Consider the following 21,422-nt stretch of genomic DNA (forward strand, 5'->3'; position numbering starts at 1 on the left):
GGGACGACCGTCCCCCTGGCCGTTGGCCATGCGCGGTCCGTGTCACACGCGCATGGCCAACGGCCCCTTCCGTGTCCGGCCGTCGTCCGGTACCCCCGGCGGGCCTCCTAGAGTCGAACCGTGACTGACGAGACCCGTGACGGGGCCGCACCGGCCCCGAGCCACACCCGCACGGCCGCCACCGCCGACGCCGCGCTCCCCTCCCCGCGCCTGCTGCGCTGGGAGATCGCGGTGGTCCTGGCGCTCTCACTCGGCGCGGCCGCGGTGTCGGCGACCATCCACTTCCTCGGCGCGCTGACCGCTCCGGAGTCCCTGGCCGAGCAGACCGCGACCCTGGTGCGGCCCCGCGCCGACCAGCGCCCCTGGCTGGACCTGACCTGGCAGCTCTACGCGGTGGCGTTCGCGTTCGTGCCCGTCCTGCTCGTCGTGCACCTGCTGCACCGCACCGGGGAGAACACCCGCACCATCGGCTTCGATGTGCGCCGCCCCGGCTCCGACCTGGTGCGCGGCGCCCTGCTCGCCGCGCTCATCGGGACCGGCGGCCTGGCGGTGTACGTGGTGTCCTGGCGCCTCGGGCTGACGGTCACGATCGACCCCAGCACCCTGGACGGCAACTGGTGGGACACCCCCGTCCTGGTGCTCCAGGCCGCCAAGAACGGCGTGCTGGAGGAGGTGATCGTGGTCGGGTACCTGCTGCACCGGCTGGGCCAGCTGGGCTGGTCGCCCTGGCGCGCGGTCCTGGTCAGCTCGGTCCTGCGCGCCTTCTACCACCTGTACCAGGGTGTGGGGATGTTCTTCGGGAACCTGGTGATGGGCCTGGTCTTCGGCTGGTTCTACCACCGCTACGGGCGGGTGATGCCGCTGGTGGTCGCGCACACGGTCATCGACGTCGTCGCCTTCGTCGGCTCGGTGTACCTCATCGGCCGACTGGACTGGCTCCCCGTCTGAACCGCCAGGGGGCCGCGGGCGCCCCGGGCGGGGCGCCCAGCCCCCGCTCAGGCGCCGGCCCGCCCCAGCAGGACGGACAGGATCCGCTCGGCGTCCGTCCACAGCACCGCGCCGCCGATCCCGGGGACCACGTGCCGCCCGGCACCCGGGATGCGGGAGGCGAGCGTGGCGCCCCGGTCCGGTGAGTGGACGGTGTCCTCGGCGCCGTACCAGAGGTCGACCGGCGCGGTCACCGACCCGAGGTCGAAGGGCCAGCGCCCCATCGCCAGCGCGGTGTCGCGGGCGTAGCCGTCCCCGCCCCGGGCGAACCCCTCCTCCAGGGCTGCCAGGTAGGCCGCCTCGAAGGCGGGGGAGCGGTAGACCGCCAGGTCGCTCTCCGGTGCGCCGCCCGCGACCATCGACCACATCGCCTGGGGGCCGAGGCCGCGGAGGAACGCCTCCGCGCCCTCCGGGTCGGCGTCGACGCGTCCGACCAGGGCGCGCAGGTCCGCGGGGAGGGCCTCGGCGAAGGCGGGGTGGGCCACCTCGTCGGCCGCCGACACCAGTGCCGCCGCTCCCGTGGCACCGGTGACGGTGCAGGCCAGGGCGAACGGCGCCCCCTGGGAGTTGCCGACGACCGGCGGGCGTCCCAGTCCGCGGCGCCGGGCGAGGTCGGCGATGTCGTCGGCGAAGTCCGCGAAGGTGCGCCCCGGCGAGGGCGATGACGCGCCCAGTCCCGGGCGGTCGACGCTGACCAGGCGGACGCCGAGCGCTTCGGCCGCGCCCGCGCCGATCCCCAGCCGCCGACTCGTGGCGGCCCCGGGGACGAGCAGGACGGGGACACCGTCCCGCGGCCCCCACTCGGCCCAGGCCAGCGTGCGGCCGTCGGTCAGTACGGTCTCTCCGAGCCGCTCGGGGGCGGTGACGTAAGCATCCATGTGGGGTATTTTCATGGACTTTGTCTGTATTGTCAGGTGATTTTCGCGGTGTGTGCCGGGCCGGTGCCCGGGGTTCAGCGCAGCAGGAGGAACGTGGCCATGGCCGCGGCGCCCAGCAGGGCTCCGATCCCGACCTGACCGGGCGTGTGCGCACGCAGCCGCACCCGTGACCAGCCGACCAGGAGCGCGAGCGGCCAGGCGGCCAGTGCCCCCGCCCATCCGCCCAGGGCGGTGGCCGCGGCCGCTCCGACCGCCGCCGCCAGGGCGTGCACCGACACCTTCCAGGACCACCGGTCCGTGATCACCCACACGACCGCGAGCACCGCCCCCATGGTCGCCCCCAGCACGACCAGGTCGGTCGGGCCGCCGAGGGCGAGGACCAGGACGGTTCCGACCCCCACGGACACCGCACCCACGACCAGGGGCCACCTGCGGCGCGCCCGGTCCGCGACGTGGTGGTCCTCCCACCGGCCGGTGCGCACGCCGCCGAGCACGAAGCCCATGGGGACCACCGCGCAGAACAGGACGCAGACCGCCGACCACGCCACCGCCTGGCCGGCCGTGTCGGTGGAGTCCCAGGCGACGGCCGCGACGACCGCCGTGACGATGATCGCGGGCGCCAGCGCCTCGGAGACGATCCGGGCGGCCGTGTCGGCCCACCGGCGGGTGTCGGCGGTCTCGTGCATGGACGGGGCTCCCGGGTTCGTGCCGCCGCGTCGCGTCGGGTCCCGGCGGGAGGCCCCGCGACCACGGCATGGTCGCGCACGAGGGTAGCCGTACCCCGTACCGGCGGCGGCCGGGCGGGGGCGCCGCCAGGCCGCCGGGGAGAGGGGCGTCCGGGCGCGGTCGGCACGCCTGGTCGCGTTGGGGCGGCTCGGCCGCGGTCCCGGTTCCGCCCCCGTCCGTCGGATCAGACGGGGGACGGGCGCGGGGCCAGGAGGCGCTCCGCCGCGTCGGCGGCCAGCCCCGGGGCGTCCGCGGGAACGCCCCGGCCGCCCGTCAGGTGGCGACGGACCAGCGCCAGGGGCAGCTCCACCACGGCCAGGACGACCCGGTCCAGGGCGCGCTCCTGCGACTCGCCGGGCTCGCGCAGACCGCGTGCCACCGCGGCCAGGAGCCCCCCGACCTCGGCGTTGGCCGAACCCAGGCGCGCGCGGTCGGCCTCCGGCCACGCGGTCTCGTCGAAGTCCGCGGACCGGTGCAGCAGGATCCGGGCCAGGTCCGGGTGGGCCGCGCTCCACTCCAGCACGTACCGGGCGGTGCCCACCGCGGCCGCCAGGGGGCGGGGCGCGGACAGCGCGGTGCGGCAGCCGGCCTGGAAGGACTCCAGGGCGTGCAGCCACACGGCGGCCAGCAGCGCGGGCCGGTGGGGGAACCGGTGGTAGAGCGAACCGCTGGGCGCTCCGGCGGCGCGCGCGACCGCCGCCATCGTCACCGCGGCCGGTCCGCCCCCGGCGGCCAGGCCGACGGCGGCCGAGACCAGGTCGTCGGTCGTGAAACGTGCGGGCCTTCCCATGGTGGGAGCCTATGCCCTACTCTGTTTTAGAGAGCACTCTCTAAAACAACGCGCAAGGAGTGGACATGGGTGTCTACAACCTCCACGAACGCCGCCTCCCGGCCAGGCCCGAACGGGTGGGAGCCCTCCTCGACCGGCTCTCGTCACCGGACGACCCCCTCTGGCCGCACCGCGACTGGCCCGCGATGCTCCTGGACGGGCCGCTCGCGCCCGGGGCGGTGGGCGGCCACGGGCCCGTCCGCTACACGGTGCAGGAGTACGTTCCGGGGCGCCTGGTGCGCCTGCGCTTCCTGGCCCCGCGCGGGTTCGACGGCTTCCACGAGTTCACCGTCCGCCCCGACGGCTCCGGAGGGGCGGTCCTGAGCCACCTGCTCGCCATGCGTCCTCGCGGTGCCGCCCGCCTCACCTGGCCCCTCGTCTTCCGCCGGCTGCACGACGCACTGCTGGAGGACTGCCTCGACCGCGCCGAGCACGCCATCACCGGAGGGGTCCGAGCCCCGGCCCGGTGGAGCCCCTACGTCCGCCTGTCGCGCCGGATCCTCACCCGGCTCCCCTCCGCCCCGGAGAGAGCCGCACCGGTCGCGTCGGTCGGATAGGCCGGTGCGCCGACCCCGGCGCGCACCACCATGTGCGTCGGCACACCGGGCGCACCGGCATCGGAGGAAACCGCGCACGTCTCACCGCCGGCCGCCGTGAAACGCGCCGAGGACCCGGCCGCCGCCCTCGCGCCCTTCGACGAGAACGCCCCGGCGTCCTCCGGCATGCGGACGGAAAGCGGGACCGGTGGTGGGGCGCGGGCGGTCGCGGACCACGGCGCCGGGGGACCCCCGACCGGCCCCGACCGACCGGTCGGCACGAACCCGGCCAGGTGCCTCCCCTACGCTGGCGGTATGAACGACACTCCGGGCAACGGCGCCCCCACCCTCACCATCCCCGCGAGGTTCAACGGCCCCGACGGGTCGGGCAACGGCGGCTACACCTCGGGACTGCTCGCCGCCCGTCTGACCGCCGAGGGCGGGCCCGCGGTCACGGTCACGCTGCGCACACCGCCGCCCCTGGACCGCCCGCTCACGGTGGAGGGGGACCCCGACACCGGCCTGCGCCTCACCGACCCCGAGCACACCGACCGGGCGCACCTGGTGGCCGAGGCCCAGACCGCCCAGCTCCCCGACCGCCCCGCCGTCCCCGGCGGCCCGGTGACCCCCGCCGAGGCCAAGGACGCCGAGAACCGCTACCCCGGCCTGGTCGAACACCCCTTCCCGCACTGCTACAGCTGCGGTCCCGCCCGCCCCGAGGGCGACGGCCTGCGCCTGTTCGCCGGATCCGTGCGCCCGGCCACCGGCCCCGACGGCCGGGGCAACACCGTCGCCTGCACCTGGACCCCGCACGCCGACCTCGGCGACGACACCGGAGCCGTCACCCTGCCCCAGACCTGGGCCGCGCTCGACTGCCCCGGCGGCTGGTCCAGCGACGTCGTCGGCCGCCCCAGCGTCCTCGGCCGCCTCACCGCCCGCGTCGACCGCGCGCCCCGTGCGGGGCACACGTACGTGGTGATGGGCCACCTGGAGTCCGTCGACGGCCGCAAGACGCACACCGGCAGCGCGATCTATGACTCCGACGGCGACCTCCTCGCCGAGGCCCACGCGACCTGGATCGCGATCCGCCCCTGAGCAGCGGTGCACCCGCCGAGGCGCTACGGTGAACCCTTGTGGCGATCGACTACACACGGCGGACGGCCCCGACCGACGGCAACGACACCTCCGGCACACCCGTGCCGGAGGCTCCCAACCCCACGCCCGGACGCGGCGGGCGCGGCCGGGGCGGGCGCGACCCCGAACGGCGCCGCACCATCCTGGACGCCGCCGACCGGGTGATCCAACGCGACGGACCCGACGCCCCCATGCTCGCCATCGCGGCGGAGGCGGGGATCAGCAAACCGATCCTGTACCGGCACTTCGGCGACAAGGGCGGCCTCTACCGGGCCCTGGCCCAGCGCCACGTCGACCCGCTCATCGAGCGCATCCGCGCCGAGCTGCACGAGCACACCGAGCTGGAGGTCCGCGCCCGCGCCACGGTCGGCGCCTACCTGTCGATGATCTCGCAGAACCTCAACCTCTACCGGTTCCTGATGGACCGGGCCACCTCCGAGGACCCGCGCACCCGCGGTGACCTGGGGCTCATGGTCCGCCGCCTGGGGGAGGAACTCGCCGAGCAGCTCGCCAGCGAGGGGCGCGTCACCGGTCGGCCGCACGCCCAGATCGTCGCGCACGCCGTCGTCGGCATGGTCCAGGCGGCGGGGGAGTGGTGGCTGGAGCACCCCGAGGTCAGCGAGGACGAGATCATCGAGGACCTCACCCAGGCCGTCGTCGGCGCGATCCGCGGCGGCTGACCCCCGCGCCGGGAATCCGCGCGCGGATTCCGCTTGACCTGGAGTGCACTCCAGGCCTCATGCTCTTTCCCATGAGGGACTACTACACGCCCGGTGAGGTCGCCGAACGGTTCGACCTCACACTCGACACCCTCCGCTACTACGAACGGGAGGGCCTGCTGCGCCGGGTCGACCGCGCCCCCAGCGGTCACCGGCGCTACCGCGCCGACGACGTCGAACTCCTCGGCCTCATCCGCTGCCTGCGCGACACCGACATGCCCATCGCCCGTCTGCGCGAGTTCGCCGAACTCGTCCAGGCCGGGGACCACACCGTCCACGACCGGCTGGACGTCCTCCAGCGGCACCAGGACCGGCTGGACCAGCGCATCGCCGAACTCCGCGCCAACCAGGCCGCCATCCAGCACAAGATCGACTACTACGTCGGCGTGCTCGCCGACAACGCCCCCCGACCGGTCGAGGAGACCTCCTGATGCGCTACACCACCATCGGCGACCGCCGCGTCAGCGCCCTGTGCCTGGGCGCGATGAAGTTCGGCAGCCAGACCGACGACGCCACCGCCTCGGCGCTGCTGGACCGCTTCGTCGAGGCGGGCGGGACGTTCGTCGACACCGCCGACAACTACCAGTTCTGGGTCGAGGGCTTCGAGGGACACGAGAGCGAGACCTTCCTCGGCCGCTGGCGCCGTGAACGCGGCATCACCGACGAGGTGTTCGTCGCGACCAAGCTCGGCGCGATGCCGACCGTGCCCGGTACCGGCCTGGAGACGGCGGAGGGGCTGTCCGCCGGGGTCGTCGCGCGGGCCGCCGAACGCAGCCGGGAACGCCTCGGTGTGGACCGGATCGACGCCCTGTACGCCCACATCGAGGACCGCTCGGTGCCGCTGGAGGAGACCCTGGGCGCCTTCGCCGAGCTCGTCGGGCAGGGCTCGGTCGGCGAGGTGGGCCTGAGCAACCACCGCACCTGGCGCCTGGAGCGCGCCCGCGCCGTCGCCGGGGCCCACGCCTGGCCGCGCCCCCGGCTGCTCCAGTACCGGTACAGCTACCTCCAGCCCCGCCTGGACATGCCGCTGGACTCCGCGGCCCACGTACACGTCACCCCCGAGCTGCTGGACTTCGTCCGCGCCGAGGCGGCTGAGGGCCGGGAGTACACGGTCGTGGCCTACACGTCGCTGCTGTGGGGCGCCTACACGAGGCCGGACAAGGAGCTGGAACGCGCCTACGACCACCCCGGGACGGCCGCCCGCCTGGCCGCGCTCGACGAGGTGGCCGCCCAGACCGGTGCCACCCGCAACCAGGTCGTCCTCGCCTGGCTCATGGACAGCGACCCCGCGGTCGTGCCGCTGGTCGGCGTGAGCACCGCGGCCCAGCTCGACGAGGCGGTCGAGGCCACCGACCTGACACTCACGAAGGAGCAGTGGCAGCGCCTCGCCGACGCGAACTAGGAGCCTGGGTCGGTGACGGGCAGGCGGCTCGGCTTCCTGCGGCCGGCGGATCGGTCGAGGCGGCCCTGTCGGGGTCTGCGGGACTCCGGTGGGGCCGCCCGCGGTGTGTCCGGGGAGGCCCAGCCGGTCAGCCCGTCAGGGCGGCGATCCCTGCTGTCCCAGCGTGCCGGAAGATCTGACGGAGGTGATGGCAGGCGGCGGGCAGGCTCCGCTCTCCTCGGCCGCCCTCGTCGCCGCACAGGAGGAGTCGGCGGCGGTGACGGCCCGCTCGTTGCTGCCGCCCGCACGTGCCTGGCGCCGTCGCTCCTTGTCTTGGGCGTGGCGGCGGGCCCTGTCGGCGGCTTCGGCCTCGGTCTGGGCGCGGGCGGCCCGCACTCTGGCGAGGCTTTTCCCGCGGTGGTCGGGTGCGGCGGGCAGCCCCGCCGCTCGGTGTCGTCGGCCGGGACCGGTCCAAGGTCGAGCACCTCGTGGGCCAGGTCCGCGGCGAACCGGGTGAGGTGTGCCCCGGGCAGCCAGTCGTCCAGCGACGGCGGCGGCAGCGGAACCGGATGCGGGTCGAACGCCCGGAACCGCTGGTCCACCGCTGCCGCACGCGTCCGCGGCCGATTCTTCCCGACCGGCTCGGCCTCGGACCGGCCCCGTGGCTGCTCAGGTGGTCGTCGACTGGAGTTGGTGCGGCATGTTCCAGCCCTCGGCGAGTCGCGAGGGGTGGACGTTGTGTCCTCCGCCGAAGAACTCGCAGAACTTCATGATCAGCGGGTCCCATCCGAGCGGGTCCACGTAGTGCGTCCCCGGGATGACCAGCTTCTCCTCGACATGCGCGCGAAGGACCTCGACCTCGAAGGCGGTGGCGTGCGGTTCGGGGCCGCCGAACGGACGGGCCGAGACTACCCGGCACTCCAGCTGGACCGGGCATTCGGCAACCCTGGGGGCCCGGACCAGGTCCGATGCCTGCTCGGTCAGCCGCGCGGTCGAGAACTTGTCCGGGTCGTACCGGTAGCCCTGCTCCACCTTGCGGTCCGACACGGCCGGCGTTCCGGTGGTGAGCGCGATCCGGTCGACGGCATCGACCATCGCCGACGAGGGCAGGTTGAGCACGCACTCGCCTTCCCGACGTAGGTTCGCGGTGGTCTGGGCGCTGTTGCCGAGACCGAGCATGCAGGACTGACCCAGCCACCACACCGAGGACATCGGTGCGAGGTTCGCCGTGCCGTCCTCGTTGAGTGAGCTGATCAGCACCACCGGAGTTCCGAAGTACAGGACCTTGAGTCCGGGGACGACGTGCATGCGCGGTGCCTTTCGTGGAGTGCCAGACGGACAGGTCCGCGATCAGGAACACGAACCGTTGCTGACTCTCTCGTGAGCCAGGCGCCGACGCTGGCGGTAATACGACATCGCGTTCGGGACGAGTGGAGCGAGCGTCCGTTGACAGGCCCGGTGTTGATGACCGGGACGCGCCCCTGGACGGCCCCGCTCCGGGCCTTCGCCGTGCCCCGGCCCGGCCGGTGTCCGGACGGCGACCCCTCGGGGCGCGCTCCGGGAAGCCGAAAACAGGGCAAACCTCGCAATTCATCCCATGGGTGTCAACGCGGTGTTTTCACCGTGGGGTGACCGGATACCTTCCTTGTGGTGGCGGGCGGGGCCGCGCCGCCGCGGTCCGCCGACCCGTGGGAGGGGCGAGTTGCCCGACGACACCTACCACCAGATCCACTTCGCCTGGGCCGAACCGACCCTCCTCGGTCGGGTCGGTCCGGGACCGGCCGCCACCTCCCTCACGGAGGAGGACCAACCCGCCCTGCGTTCCTGGCGCGACCGGCTCCTCCCGGCGCTCACCGCCGACTACCGCTCCGCCCTCCCCGGTACCGACCCCGCCGACTACCCCGAGACCCTCTGGGCGCGCGCCTACCCCGACGGGCGGGCGGCCCTCGTCTACCGCTGGCCCGGCGAGGTCCGCGACGCGCACGCCTGGGCGATCGTGGGACCGGCGCGCGGGCTCACGTTCCCGCGGGTGCTCTCGCTCCACGAGAACCCGCACACCCGGCCCTCGCCCACCCGGCCGCCCGGCCCCGGATGGGCGGCCGTCGACGCGCTGTCCGCCCCCGACCCCTGGGAGCGCACCGCCGCCCCCGGAGCCGTGCGCACCCGCGACCGCCGCGCCGCGGAGACCGCCGTCGCGGGCGAACCCGTCCTCGTCGGCGCCGTGGCCGCCGCCCTGGCCCGCCCCGACCTGCCGATCCACGTCGGCCTGGACCCCGAGCGGGCCGACCTGTGGCAGGCGGTCCAACTCCGCTTCCTGTGGGGTGTCCACCGCATCCTGCGCGACGTCCTCACCCCGCCCCGGGCCATCCCCGCCGCCGGGTGGCGCTGGTCCTTCTCCACCTACGACCCCGTGCTGGGCACCCCCGACGGCCAGCACCTGGCGTTCGGCCCGCCCATGGCCGACACCCGGACGACCTTCCTCCACCCGCCCGCCCCCGACCACCTCGCGGTGGCCGAGTCGCTGGTCGCGCTCCTGCGGGACGAGGGCGGCGACGTGCTCGCCGACCACCTGCGCGAGCGCGGTGTGCCCGAGGCGCCGACCTTCGCCGACCGCCGCGCCCTGCTCTGCGACTGGCTCGACCCGCGCGCCCGGGTCCTGCACGCGGGACCGGGTGAGGCGCCGGTACCGGCGGTCGAGGAGGCTCCGGGACACGACGCGCCGCGGGCGGCGGTGCGGCCGGGACCGGCGGACGGGTTCGGGGCGACGGTCGGACCGCCCGGGGAGAGCGCCACCGTCGACGACGTCCCTACCGCGACCGACCTGCCGGACCTCGACGACGTCCCCGAGCCGGAGTGGCTGCCCCCCGAGTACGAACCCCCGGCCGACCTCGACACCGTCGAGCCGCCGGAGCCGCCGGAGCCGCCGGAACCCGCGAACCCGCCGGACTCCGCCGACCTCCCGGAGCCCACCGAACTGCCCGGGCTCGACGCCCCCGCCGAGCCTGACGACCTCACGCAACCCGGCGGCTTTCTGGAGCCCACCGCCCCACCGAGTCCCGACACACCCCCCGCGCCCGACGACCTCATCGAACCCGGCTGTCTCACCGGCCCCGAGGCCCCCGCCGAGCCCGACGACCTGCCGGACCTGCCCGAGGTGGAGGCGCCGGAGACCGAGGACTCCGACCAGCCCCAACCACCGCCCCTGTGGCCGCTCGCCGAACGCGAACCCCGCCCGGAACCAGAACCCCACGAATCCTCCGCCCCGCCACCAGCCACCCCCGACCCCCGTTCCCCCGAGGACGCACCGCCTCTGGACCTGGCCCCCGAACCCGACTACTCCACCGAGACCGCCCTCGTCCCGGACGAGATCGGCGGCGACGAGAGCCCCGACGACAACTGGCCGACCCACTACGCCGACATCCCCCTGGCCCGCCTGGAACGGTGGCACTCCCGCCGCGGTCCCGAGGGCGCGCGGCGGGACGTGCTCGACGCCCGCGCCGCCATCCGGGCCGAACGCGCCGAACTCCAGCGCGTCCTGGACGAACGCGACCGCTACCACACCGAGGTCCAGGACCTGCGCCGGGAGGTCGCCCGCCTGGACCGGCCCTGGCTGGACACCCAGGAGGAGCCCTCCGCCCCGACCGAGCCTCCCGCGCGGCGGCGAGCGTGGGCGGTGGTGCTCCTGGTGGCGGTCGTCCTCCTCCTCGGTCTTGAGGCGGGCGCGCGTTCGGGAACGGGCGTCACCGACCTCCTCGCCCTCGTCTGGGGAGCGCTTCCGTTCGGCTGAGACCCGCGGCGGTCCGGACGCGCGACATCTCCGGAGAGCGGCACGCGAACCGCGAGCACGGCGCGTTCCCTTCCACCCGGGGCGGCCGTTGGTCCGCCGTCGCCGAACGCGGATCACGCACTCCACGGCTCACGATCCGGCCGATCCACGCGGATACAGGCCTCCACCGGTATCGGACTCCACCCCCGGCCCACCGGAGCCGCACCGACACCGGGAGGCTCCGCGCTCGGTCAGAGTCCGGGGCCCCGACCCGCCGCCGAGCACGCTTCGGCGTGGATCCCGTCGAACCGGTGCACGGCCCCGTCCACGTGTCCGGCGGAGTCGTCGATCATGTCAACCTGTTCCTCCAGGAGCGCGATCGCGTGTCGGCTCAGCTCCGCCACCTGCGCGGACAGCCCTCGTTCGAGGAGCTCGGCCAGCTCGTCGGCCACCCCGTGGGCCGCGACCGCGTACGCCCGCACCCGGTCGTACTCCATGTACTCGGACTCCCCGACGCGCAGGGTGTCCTCGATCAGCGCCCGGAGGGTGTCGACGTCCCCCGTTCCCGCCCCCGACGCCGCGGCGCGCAGTTCCACCCGGCGGCGCAGCCCGGGAAACGTGTCGACCGCCTCCAGGAGCAGCGCCAGGAGTTCGTCGCGGTTGCGCGAGCGGAGATAGGACCGCGGGTCGGGCGCCTCGGGGGTCGGCAGACCGTGTTCGAGGTTGAACAGGTGGACCAGACCCACGGCCACGCAGTGCTTGCAGAAGTTGCCGTCCGCCGCCCACGGGCAGGTGCAGTCCCAGTCCAGGCCGTTCCTCCCGGGGGTCAGTTCCACTCGGTAGACGGAGGTTCCGGTGACCGTGCCGCGCACGGTCGCACCGTCGACGGTCAGCCCACGGACGCGGGAGACGTAGTCGGTGCCGCGCTCGTAGGATGTCTGCCCGGCCAGTTCGAGGAGGCTGTTCTTCGAGAAGTCGCGCATGAGGCCATCCAACACGCCGCGGGCACACCGTCGGCGCGTTTTCGGGCGGACCGTCCACACCGTCCGCGCCCGCCTCCGGTACCGGAACCCCGATGACCCTCCCGACTCCGCCTCACCCGGCCGCCGTTCCGGCGCGGCGTCCCGATAACCTCGGTGCCGTTCGTCCCGCTCCGCACCGAAGGAAAGAGGCTCCCATGTCGGAGGAGCTGTCCGTGCGCGTCGACGGTCACGTCGGCGTGCTGGAGATCCACCGCCCGCCCCACAACCACTTCTCCCTCGACGTGCTCACCGAGCTCGCCGACGCCTCGGAGGAGTTGGCCGCCGACGGGTGCCGCGCCCTGGTCTGGTGCTCGGAGGGCAAGAACTTCTGTGCCGGGGTGGACTTCGCCGGTGACGGGGTCGGCCGGAGCCCGGTGCACACGCTCAGCGCCATCTACGGGCAGGGGCTGCGCCTGTACTCGCTGCCGGTGCCGGTGGTGGCCGCGGTCCAGGGCGCCGCGGTGGGCGGCGGGCTCGGTCTGGCCTGCGCCGCGGACTTCCGGGTGGCTTCGCCCGCCACGCGTTTCCACGCCAACTTCGGGCTGCTCGGCCTGCACCAGGGGTTCGGGCTGAGCGTCTCCCTGCCCCGGATCGTGGGCGCGCAGAAGGCGGCCGAGATGCTCTACACCGCCCGCCGGGTCCCCGGCGAGGAGGCGCACGCGATCGGTCTGGCCGACCACCTGGTCGGGGACGGCCAGGTCCGGGAGGGGGCCCTGGAACGGGCCCGTCTGATCGCCACCCGGGCTCCGCTCGCGGTGCGTTCGATGAAGGCGACCATGCGGGCGGACCTGCTGGCCGCGCTGCCCGCCGCCCTGGACCGCGAGATCGTCGAGCAGACCCGCCTGATGGACACCAAGGACCACGAGGCCGGGGTCACCGCCTCCCTGGCCCGCGCCACACCCGTGTTCACCGGCCGCTGACGGCCCGAACCGTCCGGGGCGGCCCCCGTCCAGGGCGGTCGGCTCACTCGGCGACGGCCGGATACAGCCAGGGGTCCTCGTCGTCCGCGTACCCCTCCCGGTCCGGTTCCCGCCGGTCCGAGACGTCGACGCCGACCCCGGCCGCGGTGAACGCCTCGCCTACCCGCGCGGTCATGTCCTCGGACATGTAGTGGTGGTGCAGGTCGAGCCGTTCGAGCGACCGGAAGGCCGGGGCGTCCAGGAGCACCCGGGCGCCCTCGTCGGTGAGGGCGCCCAGGGAGAGGTCGAGGGTGCGCAGGGTGGGCGTGACGGGTGCCTCCGCCAGCGCCCGGACCCAGTCGTCGGTGAACTCCGCGTTGCGCAGCCCCAGGTGGGGCAGGCCGGGAAAGGCCGTGCCCGACAGCAGGGCACCGCAGTCCCCGGGGGCGGCCGCCCCGTCCTCCGCCACCCCCGGCCACAGCTCCAGGTGTCGGAGTCCGGGCAGTGAGCAGGCGGCGATGCTCTCGACGACCTCGGGGGTGATCCCGCTGCTCTGGACGGTGAGCCGTCGCAGCGACCGGTGCTCGCCGATGTCGAGTCGGAGGCCGCCGCTCCCGCGCACGGTGAACTCGGTCAGCCGGGGGTGGGCGGCGAGCAGGGGACCCAGGTCACCGTGCCGGATCCAGGAGACCTCGCACTCCTCCCGGAGGATCTCACCGAAGAAGAGCGCGCGCAGGCCGGGCAGAGACGGCGCGAGCGCGACGAGCCGGTCGCGGAGCGCGTCCGACCCGGTGGGATCGAAGGGGGGGACGAACGGGAACTTTCCCACGATCAGGGCGGTGATCGTCCGGGTGTCCACCGTCCGGGTGAACCGGTCCAGGTAGGCGTCCAGCTCCTCGAACGGTTCCGTCCGCGCCCCGATGTCGGGCAGGGGCCCGTCCGGTTCCATGCGCAACCGCCAGGCGAACGCCCCGGGCTCGTCGATCGCGCGCGACAGTGCTCCGTCCGGTTCCGGCCCCCGGGCTCCGCGGGCCCGGCTGTCAAAGGTGTCTGGGCCGGTGAACTCGATGACGGGTGAACCCGCGAACCGGGTGAGGTGCTCGTTGTTGGGCACGTGCGTACTTCCTGGTGGGGGAGACGGAGGCAGGCTCCTGCGTACCATCGGCCGACGACACCGGGGTGCGGTGCCACCCCGCCCGAACCCGGCGGGCGGCCCGGTCGCCGCTGCTTCGGAGGGGGCGCCACCACAGCCGCTGAGGGAGACTCGCCGACGGATACGCGCAGCGTGAAACGGAAGCGCGTCGCTCGTACCCTCGTATCAGCTCCGCACCCCCACCACGCCGTCAGAGTCACCGGCGGGGCACGTTCTGTACCCGAATAAACCTTGAAAAACGAGAAGCACGGAAATAGAGTTACTTCGCATTGTGGGAAGACCGGTCAGCGCGCGTCACCCGACGGCCCAGGAGGATGGCATGACGACGCCGCGAACGACGGCACGGGAGCTCGACGCCCGCGAACACCCCGGACCGCCCGCCCGCGCGGCACACGCCGACGGTCTCCTGCACGAGGCGATCACCCGGCACCTGGCGGACTTCCTCGCCACGCGGGGCCGCGACGTCGAGCAGCTGGACGCGGACTTCGCCGACGAGGTCCTGCGCCGCCTGGCCGGGTTCGTGCTCGACGGAGGCAAACGGACCCGGCCGGTCTTCTCCTGGTGGGGATGGCGTGCCGGGGGCGGCGCGGACGACGGCCCCGAGGCGACCGCCGCGCTGCGTGCCGCCTCGGCGCTGGAGCTCGTGCAGGCGTTCGCCCTGTTCCAGGACGACGTCATGGACCAGTCACCCGCACGCCGGGGAAGGCCCGCCCTGCACGTGGACTTCGCCGACGACCACCGCCGCGCGGGCTGGTCGGGCGACCCCCGGCGCTACGGGGACAGCGCCGCCCTGCTCGCCGCCGACCTCGCACTGGTCTGGGCCGAGGACATGTTCACCGAGGCACTGGCGGGCATGCCCGACGCTCGGGAGCGGGCCCGGCCCCACTGGCGCTCCATGCACGCCGAGATGGTGGTCGGCCAGTTCCTGGACCTGCGCTCCCAGGCCAGCGCGGACGAGACCGAGACCACCCCCACGCGGGTCAACCTGCTCAAGACGGCCTCCTACAGCGTCGCGCGCCCCCTGCACCTCGGGGCGGAGATCGCCGGGGCGACCGAGGCGGCCGTCGCGGGCCTGCGCCGGTACGGCGCGGCGATCGGCTCCGCCTACCAGCTGCGCGACGACCTGCTGGACCTGTACGGCGACCCCGAACGCACGGGCAAGGCGGTCGGCGGCGACCTGCGCCAGGGCAAACGCACCCTGCTCGCGGCCGTGGGCCTGCGTCGGGCCCGCGAGATCGGCGGTCCCGACGCGGTCCGGACCCTGACCTCGGCGATCGGGGACCCCGGCCTCACCGACGCGGACGTGGCCGCCGTCGCCGACCTGCTGATCGACCTCGGAGCCAGGCAGGACGTGGAACGACGGCTGCACGACCTCGTCGATGAGGGAACACGCGCCGTGGCGGACGCGCCGATCACGGCCCGAGCGCGCGAGGAACTGCGGCGCAGAGCCGCCGAGGCGACCAACCGCCTGAACTGAACGGACCCGCGTCCCCCTGGGAACAGGTCGGCGGCCCACCCGGCGAAGGGTGCGAGCCGCCGCGCGGGATCCGTGCCCCCACCACCGACCGACGGAGAAGAGAGCCCGTGAAACCGCACGCAGGCGCACCGCGCACTGTCACAGGACCCACCGACCACGTCGTCGTCGTGGGGGCCGGGGTGTCCGGCCTGGCCGCCGCCCTGTACCTGTTGGGCGCCGGCCGGTCCGTCACGGTCGTCGAACGCGACGAGCACCCGGGAGGCCGCGCGGGCCGGGACGACGCCGACGGCTTCCTCATGGACACCGGACCCACCGTGCTGACCATGCCCGACCTGATCGACGAGGCCCTGTCCGCGGTGGGCGACTCCCTCAGCCGCCGACTGGACCTGGTCAGGCTCGACCCGGCCTACCGCGCCCGGTTCGCCGACGGCTCCGCCATCGACGTGCACACCGACCCCGAGGCCATGGCCGAGGAGATCAACGACAAGGCCGGCGGCCGCGACGCCCGGGGCTACCTGCGCCTGCGCGACTGGCTGACCCGCCTCTACCGGCTCCAGATGCGCACGTTCATCGACGCCAACTACGACTCGCCGCTGCGCCTGCTCACCCCGGAACTCGCCCGGCTGGCCGCCATGGGCGGGTTCGGGCGCCTCGGACCGACGATCGGGCGCTTCGTCGCCGACGAGCGGCTGCGCCGGATCTTCTCCTTCCAGGCCCTCTACGCCGGTGTGACCCCCCAGCAGGCGCTGGCCGCCTACGCGGTGATCGCCTACATGGACACGGTGGCGGGCGTGTACTTCCCCAGGGGCGGGATGCGTGCGCTGGGCGACGCGCTCGCCGCCGCCGTGACCGACGCCGGAGGCACCGTCCACTACGGGCGGGAGGTAGGGCACCTGGAGCGCCGCGGCGACCGGGTCACCGCGGTCCGCACCCGTGACGGCGCCCGGTTCGACTGCGACGCGGTGGTGCTCACCCCGGACCTGCCGATGGCCTACCGGCTGCTGGGACGCACCCCCTGGCGGCCGGTGCCGCTGCGCTTCTCACCCTCGGCCGTGGTCCTGCACGCCGGGGTCGACCGCGCGTGGGAGGGGGACCACCACCACACCATCTCCTTCGGCGCCGCGTGGGAGCGCACCTTCGACGAGATCTGCCGACGGGGAACCACCATGAGCGACCCCTCCCTGCTCATCACCCGCCCCACGGCCACCGACCCCGCTCTGGCGCCCCCCGGACACCAGCTGTACTACGTCCTGGCGCCGTGCCCCAACCTGCGCACCGGCCGGATCGACTGGGAGCGCGAGGCCGACGGCTACCGCGACAGCCTCGTCCAGACCCTGGAGAAGCGGGGGATGGACGGGTTCGGCTCCGCGGTCGTGACCGAGCGGCTGACCACCCCGCTGGACTGGTCGCGCCAGGGGATGGCCTTCGGCACCCCGTTCGCCGTCTCGCACACCTTCGCCCAGACGGGGCCGTTCCGGCCGCGCAACCTCGTCGCGGGCACGGGCAACGCGGTCCTGGCCGGATGCGGCACCACCCCGGGCGTCGGCCTGCCCACCGCCCTGGTCTCCGGCAAACTCGCCGCGGCCCGGATCGCGGGCCCGGCGGCCGTGGCCACGGGGAGGCGCTGATGGGCACCGACTCCGAACTCGACGCGGCGGGCATCACCGGATCCGCGCTGCGCCGGGACTACGCCGCCAGCCGCGCGCTGCACGCCCGGCACGGACGCACCTACTACCTGGCCACGCGGGTGCTTCCGCCCGCGCGCAGACCGGCCGTGCACGCCCTGTACGGCTTCGCCCGATGGGTGGACGACATCGTCGACGAACCCGCCCCGGGGCAGACGCCCGAGCGGACCGCCGCGCTCCTCGACGGCGTCGAGCGCGAACTGGACGCGGCCATGGCCGGAGGCCGGGCCCGCGCCCCGCAGGTGCGGTCCCTGGCCGACACCGCGCGCCGGTACGCGATCCCCAAGGAGTACTTCACCGCGTTCATGGGCTCGATGCGCGCCGACCTGACCGTCACCGACTACGCCGACCACGCCGCACTCAGCGGCTACATGTACGGCTCGGCCGCCGTGATCGGCCTGCAGGTGCTCCCCGTCCTGGGCACCGTCGTCCCCCGGTCCGAGGCGGAACCGCACGCCGCGGCGCTGGGCACCGCCTTCCAGCTGACCAACTTCCTGCGCGACGTCGCCGAGGACCTCGACCGGGACCGGGTCTACCTGCCCGCCGACGTCCTGGCCCGGCACGGCGTCGACCGCGAGCTCCTCCGGCACTGCCGGCGCCGCCGCACCCAGGACGGCCGGGTGCGCAAGGCCCTGGCCGAGCTGGTCGACCTCAACCGCGCCGTCTACCGCGAGGCCGAGCCGGGGTGCGCCATGCTCTCCCCGGTCGCGCGCCCGTGCGTCGAGACCGCCCTGCACCTGTACCGCGGCATCCTCGACCGGATCGAGGAGGCCGACTACGACGTGTGGTCCCGGCGGCACCGGGTCCCCGGCACCCAGCGGGCGCGTGTCGCGGTGCCCGCACTGGGCAGGGCCCTGATGGCACGCGCCCTCGGCGCCTGAGCGCGCGACACGTCCCGTCCCCGTCCGTCCTCATCCGTTCCGACGACACCGAGGAAGTCAGCTATGCCGCAGCCCGTTCCCGGACCCGGGTGGTCTCCCCTGCGCCGCCTGCCCGCCACACGCTGGAGCCGACAGACGCCCACCTGGCGGGAGGCCTCGCCCGCGGTGATCGGCGCCGCCCTCAAACGCGCCCTGGCCCGCCCCTCCGGCAACTGGTACGTGTTCGCCGCCAGCGACGAGGTCCGCGCGGACCGGCCCTTCGGGCGGGTGGTCGCCGGTACGGAGATCGTCGCGTGGCGGGACGGGGAGGGGAACCTGCACGCGGCCCCCGGCGCGTGCCCGCACCTGGGGGCTCCGCTGTGCCGGGGCGCCGTCGACACCGGACGCCTGGTGTGCCGCTGGCACGGCCTGGCCCTGGGACCCGAGGGCTTCCCCGGGTGGCGGCCCTACCCCTGCCACGACGACGGGGTCCTGGCCTGGGTCCGCCTGGACGACGTCGGCGGCGAGGAGCCGCTGCCCCGGCCGGTGCTGCCCGAACGCCCCGCCGCGGCGATCGCGCTCACGGCGGTGGAGAGCCTCGTCGGTCGCTGCGAACCCGAGGACGTGGTGGCCAACAGGCTCGACCCGTGGCACGGGTCGTGGTTCCACCCCTACTCCTTCGTGGGGCTGCGCGTCACCGAGACTCCGCCGGAGGGCGCCCCCGACCCCGACCGGATGGTCGCCGAGGTGGCGTTCAGGGTGGCCGGAAGGTGGGGGGTGCCCGTGCGGGCGGCGTTCTCGTGCCCCGAACCGCGCACCGTGGTCATGCACATCATCGAGGGCGAGGGGCAGGGGAGCGTGGTGGAGACCCACGCCACCCCCCTGGGCGTGCGCGACGGCGTCCCCTCGACGGCCATCATCGAGGCGACCGTGGCCTCCTCCGAGCGCGCCGGGTTCCGGCTGGCCACGCGCGTGGCCCCGGTGGTGCGGCCCTTCATGCGCGCCGCGGCCCGGCGCCTGTGGCGCGACGACGTCGCCTACGCCGAGCGGCGCTACGCGTTGCGCGCCTCCGGACGCCGGCCCGGCTGACCCCCCGAGCGCGCCCAGCGGGCCAGCGCCCGCGCCGGCGCCCACCGCCCCCGCCGGGGCACGCTCCAGAGCCGGTGCCCCGGCAGGCCCCAGCGGCTCAGCAGTGCGTTGGCGGCCATCAGACCGCTGGCCGCGGCGCGTTCCATCAGGGCCACGGGCAGGTCCACACGCACATGGTCGCCCGCCACGACCAGCCAGGGGTCGGGCGTGGCGGGCGTCAGCCGGCGCCCGTATCCCCCCGGCGGGAAGAGCGCGCAGTCCGCGCGCATCTCGTGCCGCTGGTCGACGATGGTCGCGTGCGCGGTCTCCGGGAAGACCCGGTGCATCTGCGCGATCAGCCGCTTGCGCTCGACGTGTTCGTCGCAGGAGGCGGGCAGCGCGTAGGCGTGCAGCTCCACCACCGACCCCCCGGTCGCCCGCGCCCAGCGGGCGGCCTCGTCCTCGAACCGCTCCAGCACGCTGACGTTGTCCAGCGTCGGGTATCCGGCGGTGCCCAGGAACGCGGGCCGGTCCGGGCGGACGGGCCGGTCCAGCCACAGCCGGCTGACCAGGAAGGGCGGGGCGCTCGCCAGGGCCAGGGCCCGGCCGCGCCAGTCCCGGTCGCCCAGCCGCGGGGACCCGGCGACCAGGTCGCGCAGGCCGGGCACGTCCGTGGCCAGGACGACGGCGTCGAACTCCTCGGCCGCCCGGCCCGCCGTGTGCACGGCGAAGCGGCGCCGCTCTCCCGGGGCGACGGCGGACACCGGCGCCGTGAGGCGTTCGCCCACCCCGTGCCGGGTCAGGTAGGCCGACCAGGGGTTCCAGACCGCCTGGGGGAAGGGCGCGTTGGCGACGTCGAACAGCAGCCCCTCGCTGGAGCCCAGGAAGTACAGGTGGAACATCACGGCGAGTTCGGCCGCCGACAGCTGGGCGGGGTCGGCGAAGAAACTGCGCGAGAACACCTCGAAGGCCAGGTGCCGGGCGCGCGGGGGGAAGCGGATCGCCTCCAGCAGCGCGGGCGCGTCCCGGTCGTCCAGCCGCGTGTAGACGCCGGGGACGTCCACGTCCAGCAACTGCACGGCGGCGGCGATGTTCACCCTGGCCAGCTCGCCCGCCGGAAAACTGGGGCTGCGCGCCGCCAGCGCGAGCGCGTTCAGCGGAGGCCGCGAGGGGAGTCCGGTGAACACGTCGCGCCCGCCCCGGGCGTGCACGAGCGGGTAGTCGGGCACCGGGCTGAGCATGCCCAGGTCGGGGTCCAGGCGGGCCAGCAGCGCCCGCAGGTTGTAGTACTGGCGGAAGAAGGCGTGGAAGCCGCGGCTCATCGTCGCGGCGCGGCCGTCGGCCAGGACGGTCGGCCACCCCCGCAGGCGTCCGCCCAGGTCGGGCTCGCGCTCGAACACCGTGGTGCGCACACCGCGCTCCGACAGCGCCGTGGCCGCGGCCAGCCCGGCGATGCCCCCGCCCACGACCGCCGCCCGCGGTGTGTCGGCGGGTCCGGGGCCCGAGGGAGGCGCGGGGTCGATCACCTCGGCCCGGGGGTCGGCGGGCGACCACGTCATGAGCCGCTCCCGGACCGAACCCTGCCCAGGAAGGTGTGCGTGACGCCCCGCTGCCAGCCGGGCAGCGGAAGGGAGCGGACGTTCTCCAGCCCCGCCCGGACCATGCGCCGACGCAGCGCCCGCACGCCGTCGAAGTCCAGGACGCTGCGCCACAGGTAGCGGTAGAGGTCGGACCGGCCGGTGGCCAGGCGCCCGAACGGGATGATCACGCCCCAGCACACGAGCGACCACACCAGGCGCGCGGCCGGTGAGTCGGCCACGGAGTACTCGTGCAGGACCATCCGGCCCCCGGGCCGGAGCAGGCCGCCCATCGTCGCCAGGGCGGCGTCGGCGTCCGGGCAGTTGCGCAGCAGATAGGCGGCGAACACCGCGTCCGAGGGGCCGCCCAGGCGGTCGACGGACAATTCCTCGACACGGGCGTGAATAAACCGGACATTCTGGTTCCATTGTTTCGCGCGCGCCCGGGCGAGCATGCCCTCGGAGGCGTCCACACCGATGATCCGCGCGCGCGGGAAAAGGCGCGCCAGAGCCGCCGTCGAGGCCCCGGTCCCGCAGCCCAGATCGAGCACCCGCATGCCCTCGCCGCCCCGCGGGAGCGCCAGCCGCCGCGCCGACAGGCGCAGGTGCCGGTGGTACCCCGGACTGCCCGCGACGAGCAGGTCGTAGGAGGCCGCCGCGTGATCGAACTCGTCGGTGACCGGACCGGACTTCATTCCGAGAACTGACCGCGCCATGATCCCCCA

At 74.7% G+C, this 21,422-nt stretch carries 20 protein-coding genes and 1 pseudogene; 12 read left to right on the forward strand and 9 right to left on the reverse strand.

Annotated elements, in window-relative coordinates; translation table 11 throughout:
• Positions 1–120 precede the first annotated feature (120 nt).
• On the forward strand, positions 121–948 hold the full coding sequence (locus tag ACTVAJ_RS02790; RefSeq protein ID WP_470386418.1) for a CPBP family intramembrane glutamic endopeptidase: 828 nt from the start codon (positions 121–123) through the stop codon (positions 946–948).
• 47 nt (positions 949–995) lie between these two features.
• On the opposite strand, the gene ACTVAJ_RS02795 is transcribed toward ACTVAJ_RS02790, so the two are convergent.
• The 3 genes from ACTVAJ_RS02795 to ACTVAJ_RS02805 all read right to left on the reverse strand — a co-directional run bounded on the left by ACTVAJ_RS02795 (position 996) and on the right by ACTVAJ_RS02805 (position 3,381).
• Positions 996–1,865, reverse strand: coding sequence for an alpha/beta fold hydrolase (locus tag ACTVAJ_RS02795; protein WP_470386419.1), 870 nt, complete (start codon positions 1,863–1,865; stop codon positions 996–998).
• Positions 1,866–1,939: 74 nt separating this feature from the next.
• Entirely contained in the window at positions 1,940–2,551 is a 612-nt protein-coding gene (locus ACTVAJ_RS02800; RefSeq protein ID WP_470386420.1) for a hypothetical protein, read from the reverse strand.
• A 224-nt stretch (positions 2,552–2,775) separates the two neighbouring features.
• Positions 2,776–3,381 (reverse strand): TetR/AcrR family transcriptional regulator, encoded by a 606-nt coding sequence (locus ACTVAJ_RS02805; protein WP_470386421.1) that lies wholly within the window; start codon positions 3,379–3,381, stop codon positions 2,776–2,778.
• Positions 3,382–3,446: 65 nt separating this feature from the next.
• Between ACTVAJ_RS02805 and ACTVAJ_RS02810 the strand changes: the two genes are divergently transcribed.
• The 5 genes from ACTVAJ_RS02810 to ACTVAJ_RS02830 all read left to right on the forward strand — a co-directional run bounded on the left by ACTVAJ_RS02810 (position 3,447) and on the right by ACTVAJ_RS02830 (position 7,211).
• Complete coding sequence (locus tag ACTVAJ_RS02810; RefSeq protein WP_470386422.1) at positions 3,447–3,977, forward strand: SRPBCC family protein; 531 nt, start codon at positions 3,447–3,449, stop codon at positions 3,975–3,977.
• Between the two features lie 294 nt (positions 3,978–4,271).
• On the forward strand, positions 4,272–5,051 hold the full coding sequence (locus tag ACTVAJ_RS02815; RefSeq protein WP_470386423.1) for a hotdog family protein: 780 nt from the start codon (positions 4,272–4,274) through the stop codon (positions 5,049–5,051).
• Positions 5,052–5,089: 38 nt separating this feature from the next.
• Complete coding sequence (locus ACTVAJ_RS02820) at positions 5,090–5,770, forward strand: TetR/AcrR family transcriptional regulator (protein ID WP_470386424.1); 681 nt, start codon at positions 5,090–5,092, stop codon at positions 5,768–5,770.
• A 71-nt stretch (positions 5,771–5,841) separates the two neighbouring features.
• Entirely contained in the window at positions 5,842–6,240 is a 399-nt protein-coding gene (locus ACTVAJ_RS02825) for a MerR family transcriptional regulator (RefSeq protein WP_470386425.1), read from the forward strand.
• Entirely contained in the window at positions 6,240–7,211 is a 972-nt protein-coding gene (locus tag ACTVAJ_RS02830) for an aldo/keto reductase (protein WP_470386426.1), read from the forward strand. Before ACTVAJ_RS02825 ends, ACTVAJ_RS02830 begins: the two co-directional genes overlap by 1 nt.
• 231 nt (positions 7,212–7,442) lie before the next feature.
• Here the strand turns inward: ACTVAJ_RS02830 and ACTVAJ_RS02835 are convergent.
• Positions 7,443–7,792: pseudogene (locus ACTVAJ_RS02835) on the reverse strand (hypothetical protein); the annotation flags it as partial.
• A 67-nt stretch (positions 7,793–7,859) separates the two neighbouring features.
• Complete coding sequence (locus ACTVAJ_RS02840; RefSeq protein ID WP_470386427.1) at positions 7,860–8,498, reverse strand: flavin reductase family protein; 639 nt, start codon at positions 8,496–8,498, stop codon at positions 7,860–7,862.
• A gap of 394 nt (positions 8,499–8,892) precedes the next feature.
• On the opposite strand from ACTVAJ_RS02840, the gene ACTVAJ_RS02845 reads away from it, so the two are divergent.
• A complete protein-coding gene (locus ACTVAJ_RS02845; protein ID WP_470386428.1) occupies positions 8,893–10,977 on the forward strand; it encodes a hypothetical protein in 2,085 nt (694 codons plus the stop codon).
• A gap of 230 nt (positions 10,978–11,207) precedes the next feature.
• On the opposite strand, the gene ACTVAJ_RS02850 is transcribed toward ACTVAJ_RS02845, so the two are convergent.
• Positions 11,208–11,939, reverse strand: coding sequence for an SWIM zinc finger family protein (locus ACTVAJ_RS02850; protein WP_470386429.1), 732 nt, complete (start codon positions 11,937–11,939; stop codon positions 11,208–11,210).
• 194 nt (positions 11,940–12,133) lie between these two features.
• On the opposite strand from ACTVAJ_RS02850, the gene ACTVAJ_RS02855 reads away from it, so the two are divergent.
• Positions 12,134–12,898 carry an enoyl-CoA hydratase/isomerase family protein gene (locus ACTVAJ_RS02855; protein WP_470386430.1) on the forward strand — a complete coding sequence of 255 codons (765 nt, stop codon included), beginning with the start codon at positions 12,134–12,136 and terminating at the stop codon, positions 12,896–12,898.
• 43 nt (positions 12,899–12,941) lie between these two features.
• Here ACTVAJ_RS02855 and ACTVAJ_RS02860 read toward each other — a convergent pair whose 3' ends face one another.
• The gene (locus ACTVAJ_RS02860) at positions 12,942–13,991 is read right to left on the reverse strand and encodes an STM4015 family protein (protein ID WP_470386431.1); all 1,050 of its coding nucleotides are present in this window, start codon (positions 13,989–13,991) and stop codon (positions 12,942–12,944) included.
• 358 nt (positions 13,992–14,349) lie between these two features.
• Between ACTVAJ_RS02860 and ACTVAJ_RS02865 the strand changes: the two genes are divergently transcribed.
• The 4 genes from ACTVAJ_RS02865 (at position 14,350) to ACTVAJ_RS02880 (ending at position 19,141) form a co-directional block, all read left to right on the forward strand.
• Positions 14,350–15,507: a polyprenyl synthetase family protein gene (locus ACTVAJ_RS02865; RefSeq protein WP_470386432.1), complete on the forward strand. Its 1,158-nt coding sequence runs from the start codon at positions 14,350–14,352 to the stop codon at positions 15,505–15,507.
• Positions 15,508–15,614: 107 nt separating this feature from the next.
• Positions 15,615–17,135, forward strand: coding sequence for a phytoene desaturase family protein (gene crtI, locus ACTVAJ_RS02870; protein ID WP_470386433.1), 1,521 nt, complete (start codon positions 15,615–15,617; stop codon positions 17,133–17,135).
• Complete coding sequence (locus tag ACTVAJ_RS02875) at positions 17,132–18,073, forward strand: phytoene/squalene synthase family protein (protein WP_470386596.1); 942 nt, start codon at positions 17,132–17,134, stop codon at positions 18,071–18,073. Before crtI ends, ACTVAJ_RS02875 begins: the two co-directional genes overlap by 4 nt.
• A gap of 63 nt (positions 18,074–18,136) precedes the next feature.
• Positions 18,137–19,141: a DUF5914 domain-containing protein gene (locus tag ACTVAJ_RS02880; RefSeq protein WP_470386434.1), complete on the forward strand. Its 1,005-nt coding sequence runs from the start codon at positions 18,137–18,139 to the stop codon at positions 19,139–19,141.
• Here the strand turns inward: ACTVAJ_RS02880 and ACTVAJ_RS02885 are convergent.
• Together ACTVAJ_RS02885 and ACTVAJ_RS02890 are read right to left on the reverse strand one after the other, a co-directional pair.
• Positions 19,105–20,679, reverse strand: coding sequence for an FAD-dependent oxidoreductase (locus ACTVAJ_RS02885; RefSeq protein WP_470386435.1), 1,575 nt, complete (start codon positions 20,677–20,679; stop codon positions 19,105–19,107). The genes ACTVAJ_RS02880 and ACTVAJ_RS02885 overlap by 37 nt on opposite strands.
• Positions 20,676–21,392 carry a class I SAM-dependent methyltransferase gene (locus tag ACTVAJ_RS02890; RefSeq protein WP_470386436.1) on the reverse strand — a complete coding sequence of 239 codons (717 nt, stop codon included), beginning with the start codon at positions 21,390–21,392 and terminating at the stop codon, positions 20,676–20,678. The genes ACTVAJ_RS02885 and ACTVAJ_RS02890 overlap by 4 nt, the downstream gene beginning before the upstream one ends.
• Positions 21,393–21,422: the final 30 nt, after the last annotated feature.

Source organism: Nocardiopsis sp. KDC1DS13DA1 (assembly GCF_055632325.1).